This window comes from Chryseobacterium carnipullorum (assembly GCF_900142785.1).
GTDB lineage: Bacteria > Bacteroidota > Bacteroidia > Flavobacteriales > Weeksellaceae > Chryseobacterium > Chryseobacterium carnipullorum.
Genome location: NZ_FRCD01000013.1, coordinates 127,363 through 141,951 on the forward strand (window position 1 = coordinate 127,363; position 14,589 = coordinate 141,951).

Below are 14,589 nucleotides of genomic sequence, written 5' to 3' on the forward strand. Positions count from 1 at the left end.
CGAAATTCAGGAAAATGGTGAGATTCCCCAAAAGATAGAACTGTCAGAGAATGAAAAAGCAGATATTTATTTTTGGGATGCCATAGAGAAATTCAACAAATATAAAAAAAACCATTGGAGCGAATATGATATTGATGAGCACATCGAAAATCTGACCGATCATTTGTCCAAATTTGGCAAAGAAAGAATGATTCTTTTCGAAAAAACGCTTCAGGAAAAATTAAGTGAATTGTACACTGCTGAAATTGCAGAACTCTCAATCATTCTTGAATGTGATTTTAAAAAGGAAAATGAAGTTTATATCTTTGATGATTATCTTTCTGATGATGGATTTATTTATTTCAGATGCTGGCTGCTGTTAAAAGGAAAAAATTTTTTTGAAGACATAAAATCTGATATTCAGTCTTTTGTAAGCGGGAAATACAGTTTTGATGTGGCAGACTGCTGGGCAGAAGGATTGCTTTATGTGGCAGATGATGCGTATGCCCAAAATCATGAAGATGAAGAATCCATTATCAAAGACACGGTGTATGAATTATATCCTGAAAACGATTACGACGGTATGAATAGAAGCATGAGCCGGGAACCCAAAGGAGGAGCTGATTTGCATACAATGTATCCAAAGCTGGTGGAAGAAATAGGAGAATTGAGAAGTAAATAAATAATAAATCTGATGAATAGCCTTAAGAAATGAAAAATGCGGTTAAAGCTTTAAGAGAGAAAAAGAATATGACCCAGACTGAACTTGCAGAAAGTTCAGGAGTTTCTTTACGAACCGTTCAGCGAATTGAAGCAGGAAATATTCCAAAAGGATTTACCCTGAAAGCTATTGCCCGGACTTTAGAAACAGAACCTGAAAATTTGATTCTGGCAAGTGAAGAAAGCCCCAATGTTGACCGCGCAAAATTAATTAATCTTGCCTCTCTGATCGGCCTTATTATTCCCTATGGAGGAGTGATATTTCCCTTGATTTTAACCTATAAAACCAGAGACCCATTGAATAAAGAGCTTGGAAAAAAGATAGTAAGTATTCAGATTATTTTAGCAGGTATCGTTTCTGTTTTAATGATCACTAGTCCGTTTATTCAAAAGGCATTATCTCTAGAAATTCCTCTTTTTCTTGTCTTTTTAATAGCTTTTATATCGATTAAACTCTTCGTTGTTATCAGAAACGGAATAGGTCTCAATAAAAACAAAGATTTGTATATTCAATTGAAAACCAGTTTCTTATAATTAAAGGCGTAATAATGGCGTAAAGATGTCGTATTATTTTTGCAGGAAAATCAGATCATTATACTGAATCTTGCAGAAAATTTTGATATGAAAATCTTTAAGAAATTAATGTTATCTGTTGCCATATTGATAGCACTTTCCCTGATTGGGGGTTACCTTTATTTTGATCAAAAATTCACGCCGCCGCAAAATAATCTGAATGTTGCTGGAATTGCAGAAAATACTAATCTAAGCTGGGATCATACTGACGGGAACTCTCACGCCGCCGTCCTTTTACCTGTGAAGATCAAAGGAATTGACAAAGTTTTTTACATGCAGCTCGATTCCGGTTCTCCCACTACTTTGTTCTATAAAAAATCATTGGAGTCCATCAGGGCGAAATTTCAGAATAAAATTAAAATCAATGAAAAACGGAATACAATTTCAACGCAGTTTAACATAGGAAATATGACAGTGACTTCCGATTTTGAATTATTAAATTATGGAAATACAGTAGATCTTAAAAATCCTTTGGGAAAAAATATCATTGGAACCATCGGAACCGACCTGTTTGAAAAACGTATTGTCATTCTTGATTTTAAAAATGAAACGTGCTTCTTCGTAGAAAATACCGATGAAAAGGATTTTAAAACATTTGAATTCAAAAAACGGAAAATCTTAATTCCCGGAACCATTGGAGATCAAAAACTGAAACTGCTTTACGATTCAGGCACCAGCGGCTACGAATTCCTTACCAACAAGGAAGAATGGCAAAAGTACAGACTCCCAAACGGTAGCATCAAAAAAGAAAAAGGAAATTCCTGGGGAAATGTATTAACGGTTATTTCTGCGCCTGCCGATCAGACCGTAAAAACAGGAAACAGTGAGCTTCAACTCTCAGAAGTGACCTATGTAGAAGGAACTTCACAAATACAGAATCTTCTGATGAAAACTTCCGGAATGCAGGGAATGATTGGTAATAAACTTTTCCTGAACCATACCTTAATTATAGACTGTAAAAATGAAAAATTTAAAGTAAAATGATGTTTTTTACAGGTTGATGTAATAATTCCCTAATCTGGGTTGTCTTACTATGTATTGAAATTACATCGTATATGAAGAACTGGTCTTTTAAAAAATGGAACACCGTTTTAGGATGGGTAATGTTCACGATCGCCCTGATTACTTATCTTTCCACCATGGAGCATTCTCTCAGTTTTTGGGATTGTGGTGAGTATATTTCCTCAGCCGTAAAGCTTGAAGTAACGCATGCTCCCGGAGCGGCTTTATTTCAGATTGTGGGTTCTGTGGCCAGTATATTTGCTTTCGGAAATGAAGAGAATTATGCTATTGTCATCAATGCTATGTCTTCATTGTTCAGTGCCTTTACTATTCTGTTTCTGTTCTGGACGATCACTCATTTTTTAAGGAGATTATTAAACAAAGACCTTGAAGAAATAACAAAGCACCAGAAAATCTCTATTCTTTTTGCAGGAGCGGTAGGAGCGTTGTGCTTCACCTTCTCAGATACCTTTTGGTTCTCTGCAGTAGAAGGAGAAGTATATTCCATGGCTTCTATGTTTATCGCATTACTGGTATGGCTTGTTACCAAATGGGAAAACGAATACAAAGCAGCAGATAACGAAAGATGGGTCATCCTTATTTTCTTTATCCTGGGGCTTTCCGTTGGAGTTCACATGATGTGTATGCTGGCAGTTCCGGCTGTTTGCCTGGTCTATTACGCCAGAAATTACAAATTTACCTGGAAAAACTTTATATGGGCGAATGCCATCACACTGGGAATTTTGATTATCGTATTTAAAATTATATTCCCACTGATCATGACGATGTTCGGAAGACTGGAAATATTCTTTGTGAACAGACTTGGACTTCCTTTCCATTCAGGAACGATCGCCGCATTTATTCTGATGACAGGAGCTTCTTATTTCATCATTAAATATGCCCGGAAAGTCAAAAGAAACCTATATCAGACCATCGCATTATCTGTCGTATATATGATGATCGGTTTTTCATGCTGGATGGTGATTCCTGTAAGAGCCAATGCCAATCCGCCCATGAATCTTAATGATCCGGATACCGCAATTGGTATGCTGGATTACTACAATAGAGAACAGTACGGAGACTGGCCTACCATCTACGGTCAAAACTATACCGCTTTCCTTGATGCGAACGGAATGGAGAAGAATGAAGACGGAAGTTTTAAAACTGAAAAGACAGGAGAAACCTTTGAAAAGGATGAGAAAACCGGAACCTACAGAAAAACCGGAGACCGGTTCCGTTATGTTTTCAGTAAATCTCAGGTAAGTCTGATGCCAAGAATGTTCAATCAGGACAAAGATGTGATGGCCAATTACATTTCAATGTACGGAGCTCCCGATTTCACCTTCAATGATGGTAACGAAGAGGTGGCAGATAATCCTCAGGCCAAACAGATCTTTGATGAACTGAGAGGGAAGTATGAAGATAAATCAATCACCGCAGCCGATTACCTGAAAGTGAAACCATACAACCTGATCAATGTTCAGAAGCCTTCACTGGCGCAGAATATGGACTATTTCATTACATTTCAAAACGGGTATTATTTCGTTAGATACCTGATGTGGAACTTCGTGGGAAGACAGAACGACCTTGAGGGGAAAATGGAAAATACGAGAGGAAACTGGATCTCCGGAATTTCTTTCATCGATAATGCTTTACTGGGAAATCAGGATAAAATGCCTGCCAAATTCAAAAATGAAAGTACGGTGAAGTTTTTCTTTTTACCCTTAATTTTAGGCCTGATGGGTTTCTTCTTTCAGTTGAACAGAGACTTTGGAAGATTTTATGCCCTCCTTTCCCTATTTATTTTGACCAGTTTAGGAATTGTTTTTTATACCGGAGTCAAACCTTTTGAAGTAAGGGAAAGAGATTACGCAATGGTAGGTTCCTTTTATGCATTTGCCATCTGGATCGGAATGGGAGCAGGCGCTATTTTATGGTTCCTTCAGTCTAAAGTAAAATCTAATGCAGCCAATATCGCGTTAGGCATTATTTTATTAGGAGTTCCTTTGATGATGGGTTTCCAGAATTATACACCGCATGACCGCAGCAAAAAATCGGCAGCGCGTGACTATGCTTACTCATTCCTCAAATCGGTGCCGAAAGATGATATTATTTTCATCTACGGTGATAACGATACTTTTCCTGTATGGGCTATCCAGGAAACGGAAAGATTCCGGGATGATGTGAAAACCGTGAATTTTACTCTTCTGGCAACGCCGTGGTATATCGATCAGGTCAAAAGGAAAACCTATAATGCGACAGGCATTCCTACCCAATTAACCCACGATGATTACAGAGACGGGGTGAATGACCAGATTTATCTGATGAAAAAAGAAGACTGGGAAGGCTTTTTCTCTATGTTAAAACAACAAGGCGTTCCTGATACAGAATTCCAGGCCTTCAGAAAGTTCCTCACTCAGGATACTCTCACTCTGAAGGAAGCGGTAAGCTTTTTAAAATTCAAATCTCCTGAAAAGGATGAGCTTCTGAAAATGTACTTCGGTGAAGAAAAGTATGCAGAATACAATATTCTTCCGGTAACCAAGTTTATTCTTCCTGTAAATAAAGAAAATGCTTTAAAAGCAGGAATCATCACCCAGGCAGATCTTCCGAATGTTGTTAATCAAATCATGATCACCTACAAAGGAAACACCCTTTACAAAAATAACCTGATGATGCTGGATATGTTTGCCAATTTCGATTGGAAACGTCCGATTAACTTTTCATCAGGAGGAGTCTATGACAATGAAAATATTTTCTACCTCGATGAATATTTGCAGTTTGATGGCTTCAGCTACAGGTTGGTACCTATCCATACAGTTCCCAATACGGATGGCAATATGGGTAGAGTCAATGCAAATTCACTTTATGATGTGGTGAAAAATTTCAGATGGGGGAATTTTAAAGACCTTGGTATTCATTATGATGAGGCCGCTACTTCAAATATCATGGGCTATAGAATGACTGCCAGCAGAGCAGCTTCTGCATTGGCATTAAGCGGACAAAAAGGAAAAGCACTGGAGATACTGGATCTGGTTTCAAAAGAAATTCCGGCTGAAAAATACAATGATCCCCGTTCATTAAGTTCGATGGTAACAGGATATATTATTGCAGGACAGGAGAAGAAAGGCCTTCAACTGGCTGAAATTCTCAAAAAAGAGATCTTTGAAGAATACGATTATTACCTGAGCCTTTCCCCGGCATTCCAGAAACAATCGGCAAGACAGATGAGAGTGAAACCTATGGAATATTCTCTCGTGGTATCAGCAGTTACGGATGCTTACAAGAAACTGGGACAGAATGAAAAAGCATATAACTACCTCATAAAATCCATAGAGCCTGTTGATAAAAAATTCAATATTTTTATCACAGCACTTCAGCAAATGGGTAAAGAAAAGGCCATAAAAGAGTCTGAGGATATACAGAAAATCACTCCTTTCTACCAATATTTATTTGATGTGATGCAGCCTTTTGATTCTACTTATTCTAAAAAGAAAGAAGATCAGATCACCAGGGCAATGATTAAAATAACTCAATAATTTACAAATCTTATTGTAAAATATAGCCAAAAGGCTTCAGATTAAAATTTGGAGCCTTTTTATTTTAAATCCCAGACAAAAAAATAGTCGAATTCTGGCCGAACCGGTATCTTTTTTGTCATTGCAGACGGATCGTTTTATCGGTACATTTGTATCTACAGAATCGGTTATGAAAACAGCAGGTAAAATGAAAGGAACGAAAAATATAGTGCTTTTGGTACTGCCGCAGGTACAGCTGCTGGACATTGCAGGTCCATGTGATGTCTTTACATCAGCCAACCGTTTTATGATGAATGACCAGATAGATTCTGAATACAGAATCTATCTGGTCTCCGGTACTGCAGACAAAATATTGTATTCAAGTTCCGGGATGCCAATCACGTGCGGTCATACCATTTATGATATCGATTTTCCAGTTGATACCCTCTTGGTGGGAGGTACCGATCTTACTGTCCTGGATAATATCAATACAGATATTTACACTTTTCTCCGGAATATAATGGGGAAGGTAAGGCGTATGGGATCAGTCTGTACGGGTGCATTTGTACTGGCAGGGGCTGGGCTTCTTAATGGAAAAAAGGTAACAACACACTGGAAATTTGCCGATATTTTACAAAAATCTTATCCTGAGCTTGAGGTGAATGTCAACCCATTTTTTATTCATGATCAGCAGATATATACTTCAGGTGGTGTAACCTCTGGAATGGATCTCGCATTAGCATTGTTGGAAGAAGATTTTGGTCAGCCAACGGCATCAGAAGTGGCTCGTCATCTCGTTCTGTATTTGCGAAGGCCGGGAATTCAGACGCAATTTGGAAGTGCATTGCCGGATTATGATATGATGAGCCGATTCATCAAGGAAGTACGAAATCTGCTTAAACATAGACTTGGAGAGAACGTTTCAATTGAAGACATGTCAGAAGCCATGAACATGAGTGTACGGAATTTTTCAAGGGTATTTCTGAAAGAATCCGGCATCACTCCCGGTCGGTTCCTCGAAAAGATGAGGCTGGATCAGGCGAAAAATATGCTTGAATATACGGATATGAGTATCGATATGATCGCTGCTCAATGTGGTTTCGGAAGTGCAGTATCGCTCCGGAGACTTTTTATGAAACATATTTCTCTTTCTCCTTCACAATACAGAAAGGCGTTTAAAGGTACAGAATAATCATTTTACCTTTTTAATATTCAATGGCTGATCAGGCATGATCGGTATGGAGAAGTTTTGCCTTTATTTTAAATATAAATTTTAACTCTAATTATCACCTTATGAAAGATGTACGAAACACAAAAACAGTAAATGTCGCATTTTTAGTCTATGATCAGGTAGAAGTGCTGGATCTGAATGGTCCGCTGGATGTTTTTGTGAAAGCCAATGTTTTATATCCGGGAACTTATAATTGCTATACCGTCGGGAAAACGAAAGATCCTGTGAGGGTAGAAGCTAATACCATGACGGTTATTCCAACGTATGATATCAAAAATTGCCTGAGACCTGATATGATTGTTGTTCCGGGAGCCAATCCGGAATATGTAATGCAGTATCTTCAGGATGATGATTTCCAGAATACAGTATTGAAATGGGTAAAAGACGAATATGACAGTGGAACAGTAGTTTTTACAATATGTACAGGAGGTATGTTGCTGTCAAAAACGGGTATACTTGCCGGTCATGATATTACCACGCATACGATGCTGCTGGATGCACTGGAAAAGTACAATCCGGAAAGCTCTGTTAAAAGGGGAGTTCGTTATGTCGATCAGGGACAATTGGTAACAACAGCAGGAATTACAGCAGGAATAGATGCTGCATTATACCTTATTGGAAAGCATCTGGGGCAGAAAGCTGTGGATGCTATCGTGAAAATTTTTGAATACCAGCATACGAATTCGGGGAAATAGGAGAGTCAATTAAGGAATAAAGACTGATAAAAAGACGATTATTATCTCTGTTTTCGATAGATTTGAAAGTTTTTCTCAGGTTTATTTTTCATTGCAGTAGATCATTTTTATTCATTTGCTATTTTCTTTTTTTGCTATTATTCCCTTTGCTGGGGCCTAATAGATGTGAATGCGGAGATTGTTCAAACTATAAAATGACCTGTTAAGATAACGTGCCTTTGAATGATGTCAAGTTCTTTCTTCTCTTTTTAGTGATTTTTTGTTTTGTATGTAAATTATTTTTTTATTTTTGTTTTGCAATTAAAATAATTAACAACCATGAAAAAATTAACAAAACTTAAATTTGATAAGAAAGTTATCAATGAGTTAACAAAAGTAGAGCAGAGCTCTGTAAAAGGAGGTGCAGCAGAAATTGAAGTTGGGGTTTCTAAAGATTTTGATACTCCAACATTTAATGACAAGTGTTTCGACGGAGGTTCCACAACTTTCAAGAAGGCATGTACATGGTGTGGATTCTTCCACAGTACTAAGTGGTAAAAAATAGCTAACCATTTGCTGCAGATGATTTGTTTTAATTAACAGATCATCTGTGTTTTTATATGCCATAGTGCAGGGGAATTCTTAGCTGTTAATTTTATGAAAATCAAAATTTTTTTGGGAATTCTGGTTTCGGTTTTGATCGGGATTTTCTTTTTCAGTACAAAAAAGAAACAAAAAGAGGGAAATATTCTGTTCTACAATACTATTGAAGGTGTTGGACGTGATTCTTCTGCTACAGGAAAAGAGAAAGAACTTCTGGAATTATGTAAGGTCTGGGGGGCTATTAAATACCATTCATCGGACCCTGATCTTCTTCAAACGATCGATTCATCTCTGATCAGGAATTATAATAAAATCATTGCGGGCGGCACTGATTTTAATACTACGATTTCTCAAATCATTCCATTATCCTCTACCAATAAAACTACTGCTGATAAGCATTATATTGGTTTTTTCCCGGATAAAAACTGGATTGAGAATTCTCCTTTCATCCATGAAAATGATAAGAAAAAATTAATACATTTCATTACACAATCTTACCATTATTCCGAATCAAAGCTTGTTACAGCAGAAGAAAATGGCGAACTCAACTTTGAAAATGATTCTCTGTTTTATGATGAATCAAAGACAACGCCGGCAAAACGTTTTCTCGCTTTGTGCAAACTTTGGAATATCGTTCGTTATTATTATCCTTACTTTCAGACCATTTCCGGTGCCTGGAACGATGTCTTTTTTGAAATGTTGCCTCTATTCATCAATGCTGAGAACGAACAGGAGTATTATTCAGCTGTACAGATTTTTGGTGCCCGGTTGAAAGATAGCCATGTTGCCGTTAAAATGGGAGATTCTGACGAATATGAGGGAAAGTATGTGGGAAATGTTGTTTTAAAAACATTGGAAGAAAGAACATTTGTTAAAGGTTATATTGTCAACTCAATCAAAAGTGCACTGCAAAAAGGGGATGAAATACTGAGCATTAACGGAAAGAATATTGTTGTGATGCAGGACAGTTTAAAAGAAAAAAACTCAGGTTCCAATGAAATTGTCTTACGCCGGGATATTAACAGGTTATTATTGCTCTCTAAAAAGAAAACAGCAGAACTACAGATAATCCGGAGGAACAAGATCATTAAAATCCACGAACAATTAACGTATATCAACACGGCTAGGGGAGCTGAAGAAAAAGAATATAAGTCTAATGCAGGTAAAGCAGTATCTGAAATCATAGACCGGAATATCGGATACATCAGGATCAATGATATTTTTTCTGGAAATTTCAGGGTGTCTTTTGAGAAAATCAGAAATAGCAAAGCGATCATATTTGATCTGCGCGCTTATCCCAATGAGATTGCGGTGGACTTCCTGAAATATTTTGATAACAGGCCGTTTCAAACTATGAATTTATACAGAGCAGATATTCATTATCCCGGAATGATGAGGACCATAGAGAACGAAATGCATATTCCGTCTTCTAAGAAAGATGCTTACAAAAGGCCCGTGGTTCTCTTGATCAACGAATATACCCAAAGCCAGGGCGAAAGCATGCTTCTGGCCATGAAATCAATAAAAAACTCAGTTACTTTAGGCGATTATACCGCAGGAACTAATGGAAATGTCATGGTGATCACCTTACCAGGAAAAACAAAAATTCGTATGAGTGGCATCGGTGTGCTTCTGCCGGACTATGCTGCTACCCAGAGAACGGGAATCAAACCTGATATTCTGGTTCAGGAAACTCCCGTTTCTTTATTGAAAGGTGAGGATATCCAGCTTAAAGCAGCTATTAATCATATCAATAAAAAACTATGAAAACCAAACGTATTATAACCCTTTTTTTGATAAGTTTCATCACCATCAATTTATTGATGTACTTAGACTATGAAACCGTTTCATTGATAGAAATATACAGAAATTCTGAATCCACTATGGAAGTAGCATTCGGAACGTTAATACTCTTTATTGTTCTTCTGGTGATCTATTATATTGCCTATCTGATCAGAAAAAAAATACTGCATGGAAAGACGAAATGAAATCAATCAACTGATCAAAATCTGTGAAAAGGAAATTAAAGAAGATATTGTGGACCTTGGGATCTTTACCGGATATCCGGGACTGGCTTTGTATTATTTTGAGAAACACAAGCTGTTTAATGATAATGATGCATTTAAAAAGTTTGAACATTATCTGGATAAATCTCTTAACGGATTGCAGGAAGACAAAGTTTTTTCCTTATGCTCCGGTTCTGTAGGCATCTATTATCTGATCTTTTATCTCACCAAAAACAAGTACTTTGATGATCCGATAGAGGAATCGTTTGAAGAATTTCCCGAATATGCAGATGAACTTCTGGAGTACTATGCCGGGAAAAGAAATTTTGATTACCTCCATGGCTTTATGGGTGTGCTGTTTCTTTGTCTTGAGTTATACTCTTTCAGTACAGATCAGGATTTTAAACATCAGATAAAAGAAAGGATCATCACGGTGGTTTATCTTCTTAAATCTTTGTCGGTACCGGTAGACGAAGACAAAATCGCCTGGATTTCAAAAGGACTTTACAGTAAAGTGGAAGGTTTTTCATTTGGTTTTGCGCATGGAATTCCCAGTATTATAAGCTTGCTCAGCAATGTATATACAGCAGGAATTGAAAAGGAAACCATTAAAGAAATGCTTGATAAATCCTACCGTTTCATAAGATCTGTACAGGGAGATTATGACGGATCCAGTTTCCCGAATTTCATTACTGTGCGAGATGGAGAACGAATAGCCACAGACAGCAGTCGTCTGGCCTGGTGTTATGGTGATCTGAGCGTAGGAATTGCCCTGCTGCATTATGGTAAGGCATTGGGTAATCAGGAAAGTATTTCCGAAGCCGAAAAAATATTGGTAAAAACCACAGAAAGAGAATATGGAAAAACCGGAGTTGTAGATGTATTCTTATGCCATGGAAGTTCAGGACTTATCATGATGTATCATTATCTGTACAGGGTTACCGGAAATGAAGCTTTTAAAAAAGCAACAGATTTCTGGACCCATGATACCCTTGCCATCGGCAATCATCCGGAAACAGGAATGAGAACCTGGCTTGGTAGTGAAGGCTGGATAGAGCAAGATACCATTTTGGAGGGACGCACAGGACTGTTACTTCAGCTGTATGCCATAACCCATGAAAACTATAAAAACCCACTAGAAAAACTATTTTTACTCGACCATGAACATTGAATTTATAGATAAAATAATCCTGAGAACACCCGTAGGATCTATTGATGATCTTAAACCTATCCGTGAGATTACAGAGATCTCTTCAGACGGGCTGAAATTTGTGGAAAAAACCTTTACAGGACATTTCAGGCTGGCCGTTTTGTATGCTACAAAAAATTTATTTGAAGAAATTACCAAAGCATTAGAAACCGGAGATCTTCCGGAAAAAATGTTTTTTAGCTACCTCAAATATTATGTACGTTACTGCTCCAGATCTACCCCTTTCGGACTATTTTCAACCTATGGTGTCTGTGATCTTAAAGAAGGAGGTGATCAATTTTCTGTGCAGATAGAGGAGAGCGAGATCCGCATGAGAATAAGCCTTAGCTACATTTATGAATTAAGCAGAGAGATCAACGGATGTAAAAACCTTTGGAAATACAGTTTTCTGTATCCCAATCAAACAGCTTATGCTATTGCTGATGATATACGGTATAATGAACTGTATATCAGGCCTCATTCTATGAACTACAGACTGTCATCCGTTGTTACCAACGATGTTTTGGAATCCATATTTTCAGAAACGGAACAAGGGATTTATTTTGAAGATCTTTCTTCAAAACTTCAGGAAGAGGGCTATGAAAGGGAAGAAGTAGAAGAATACCTTTATGAGCTGATTGAAAATAATGTAATGCTGATGGATATTTTTCCGTCACCCGCTACCAATAATTATGTAGAGGCTTTCATTGAAAAATTAAAAAAGATTAAAACCAACGGGGAGATCATTTTAATAAAAGAAAAAGAAACAACTGTTGATCAGATGATTAATGATGTCATTAAGCTTCAGGATAATTTGAAAACAGTCATCAAAGAATCAGATGCCGGCTCTTCTGAAAAGCTCGAGAACCTGCTTTTGAATGAGATGCAGAATATTGATGTTACCAGTTTCAGAGATGGGGAAGCAGAGATCAACAGCAAAGTCTTTCACAACGTCAGAAATACGCTTCAATCCCTGTCGTACCTCAATTCAAGAAGAAAAGAAAAAGATCCTTCACTGACCCAGTTTATTGATGAATTTAAAGATAAATACGGAGAATCTGAACTGCCTCTTTTACACGTGATCGATCCTGAGCTGGGTATCTTTACAGACCGGGTAAGCAGTATTTCCACACCATTTCTGGACGGAATCTTATTTCAGACCGGAGGAGGCAGAGATTATAAATTTACCGAAGTAGATGAATATCTGTTTAGTAAATATCAGCATGCCCTGCAATTTGGTAAAGATGAAATTGTCCTGACAAAAGAAGAGTGTTCAAAATTCAAACCTTCCTATTCAAGGGTTTTCAGTCAGACGCTCAACTGTAATATGACGCTTTTTAAAGATCAGCAGGATCATACAGTAACGGCGATTCACGGGGCATTCGGTTCCAGTGCGCTTAATAATATGGGAAGATTTACCCATGGTTCTGAAAAGTTGCAGAAGCTGGCGGAAAAGATTGTAGAAATAGAATATGCCAACCTCCATGAATCGGTAGAATATGCCGAAATTGTAGACCTTCCAAGTTTAAGACATGGAAATCTGGTCGTAAGAGAAAACTATCTGAAAGACGAAATTCTCATCAATATTCCGGCCCCTTCCGATACAAACAAAAATACGATAAAACTCTCTGATATTACAATTTCCATAAGAAGTGAAGAGGTCATTTTAAGAAATAAAAATACAGGGAAGATTATCGTTCCGCGTCTCAGTAATTCTCATAATTTCCAGCTGCAGAACTTGTCTCATATCTATCGGTTTCTTTCCCTGATCCAGGTTCAATGGGATTGCTCAATTAGTTTTTCATGGGGTTTTATAGATTCTTTTGCTAAATTTACTCCCCGTGTTAAAATTGAAAAAGTAATCGTCAAAGAGGCTGCCTGGAACCTGAACCAAACCGATCTGATATTTTTAAACGCAAAAGAAGAAGAACAGGTAACAGAGTTTAGAAAATTCAAAGAAGAATGGAAAATTCCTGACCATGTTTACCTGGTGGAAGGCGATAATAAACTTCTTTTTGATTTGTCTTCTGACATTTTTATCCGCCTTTTCATTTCTATGATCTCGAAAAAAGGAAAAATTACCTTAGTGGAAGATCTGGTTAAAGCAAAATCCAACGTTCTTGATGAAAACGGTAAGCCTTTTTACTCCGAGCTGATAATTCCTGTTATCATTCAGGATGAAAAACAGAATTTTCAATTTAAAGACTTTTCTGAAAGTAAGGCTAAACTGTCGCCACTTTCCGAGTGTCTGTATATGAATGTTTACACTGGTGAGCAACAAATGGATTCGTTGATTAGAAACGAACTTTTTGAATTGAACGGAAAGTTATTTGAGAAAAATCTCATCAGCAATTTTTTCTTTATAAGATACAATGAGAAGGGTAATCATATCAGGCTGAGGTATTTTATCAAAAATTATGGAATATACAACGATCTTTTTGCTCACATCAGAGAGGCGATGGAAAACTACATCGAGCTGGAGATCATTAAAGCATTTGAGATCACGACTTACAAAAGAGAACTGGAAAGATATGATTATGCAGGTATTGAATTTACCGAAATCTATTTCGGCAAAGAAAGTACAATGGTCATGCTCCTGCTGAGAGAACTTGAAGAAGTAAGTTTTGAAGACAGATGGCTGGCAGGTACAGTCTTTACAGATAAGTTGCTTGATAAATTTGCATATACTCTGGACGGAAAGCTTGAATTCTTTACCCAATTAAGCACTCAGTTTAATCAGGAATTTAATTCCAATAAAGCTTTGACAAAAGTCATAGCGACTAAATATAAAACATTTGAACAGTCAATTCATAGCTCTATAGGGTTGCAAAATAGTGAATTAACGAATATTTACAGACTATTTGATTCTTTCCTCAATTCATTCTCCCTTGATAATCTTTTGAGTGAAAAAGGGAGAGAAAACCGCGATAGTTATGTTGGAAGTTTAATTCATATGTTTTTTAATCGGCTTCTTGTTTCCCAACATAGAAAGCAAGAACTGGTCATCTACAATTTTATGCTTAAATACTATAAAACCCGGTTAAACAAAGCAACAGCAAAAAAGGAAATTCCTGTTTTATAAATCATTAAAATA

General features: G+C 37.1%; 11 protein-coding genes. All 11 read left to right on the plus strand.

Annotation, left to right across the window (positions count from 1 at the left end; translation table 11 throughout):
• Nucleotides 1-82: 82 nt before the first annotated feature.
• The 11 genes from BUC06_RS15300 (at nucleotide 83) to BUC06_RS15350 (ending at nucleotide 14,577) form a co-directional block, all read left to right on the plus strand.
• The gene (locus tag BUC06_RS15300) at nucleotides 83-661 is read left to right on the plus strand and encodes a DUF4240 domain-containing protein (RefSeq protein WP_228423775.1); all 579 of its coding nucleotides are present in this window, start codon (nucleotides 83-85) and stop codon (nucleotides 659-661) included.
• A gap of 29 nt (nucleotides 662-690) precedes the next feature.
• Nucleotides 691-1,233: a helix-turn-helix domain-containing protein gene (locus tag BUC06_RS15305; protein WP_073334888.1), complete on the plus strand. Its 543-nt coding sequence runs from the start codon at nucleotides 691-693 to the stop codon at nucleotides 1,231-1,233.
• 87 nt (nucleotides 1,234-1,320) lie between these two features.
• Entirely contained in the window at nucleotides 1,321-2,256 is a 936-nt protein-coding gene (locus BUC06_RS15310; RefSeq protein WP_073334927.1) for a hypothetical protein, read from the plus strand.
• Nucleotides 2,257-2,327: 71 nt separating this feature from the next.
• Nucleotides 2,328-5,813, plus strand: coding sequence for a glycosyltransferase family 117 protein (locus BUC06_RS15315; RefSeq protein WP_073334889.1), 3,486 nt, complete (start codon nucleotides 2,328-2,330; stop codon nucleotides 5,811-5,813).
• 169 nt (nucleotides 5,814-5,982) lie between these two features.
• Nucleotides 5,983-6,984, plus strand: coding sequence for a GlxA family transcriptional regulator (locus tag BUC06_RS15320; protein ID WP_083564096.1), 1,002 nt, complete (start codon nucleotides 5,983-5,985; stop codon nucleotides 6,982-6,984).
• A gap of 101 nt (nucleotides 6,985-7,085) precedes the next feature.
• Complete coding sequence (locus BUC06_RS15325; protein WP_073334890.1) at nucleotides 7,086-7,718, plus strand: DJ-1/PfpI family protein; 633 nt, start codon at nucleotides 7,086-7,088, stop codon at nucleotides 7,716-7,718.
• Nucleotides 7,719-8,036: 318 nt separating this feature from the next.
• Nucleotides 8,037-8,255 carry a hypothetical protein gene (locus tag BUC06_RS15330; protein ID WP_073334891.1) on the plus strand — a complete coding sequence of 73 codons (219 nt, stop codon included), beginning with the start codon at nucleotides 8,037-8,039 and terminating at the stop codon, nucleotides 8,253-8,255.
• Between the two features lie 99 nt (nucleotides 8,256-8,354).
• Nucleotides 8,355-10,067 carry a S41 family peptidase gene (locus BUC06_RS15335; RefSeq protein ID WP_073334892.1) on the plus strand — a complete coding sequence of 571 codons (1,713 nt, stop codon included), beginning with the start codon at nucleotides 8,355-8,357 and terminating at the stop codon, nucleotides 10,065-10,067.
• A complete protein-coding gene (locus BUC06_RS15340; protein WP_073334893.1) occupies nucleotides 10,064-10,288 on the plus strand; it encodes a hypothetical protein in 225 nt (74 codons plus the stop codon). Before BUC06_RS15335 ends, BUC06_RS15340 begins: the two co-directional genes overlap by 4 nt.
• Entirely contained in the window at nucleotides 10,272-11,477 is a 1,206-nt protein-coding gene (locus BUC06_RS15345) for a lanthionine synthetase C family protein (RefSeq protein ID WP_073334894.1), read from the plus strand. The genes BUC06_RS15340 and BUC06_RS15345 overlap by 17 nt, the downstream gene beginning before the upstream one ends.
• Entirely contained in the window at nucleotides 11,467-14,577 is a 3,111-nt protein-coding gene (locus BUC06_RS15350) for a lantibiotic dehydratase (RefSeq protein ID WP_073334895.1), read from the plus strand. The genes BUC06_RS15345 and BUC06_RS15350 overlap by 11 nt, the downstream gene beginning before the upstream one ends.
• Nucleotides 14,578-14,589 lie beyond the last annotated feature (12 nt).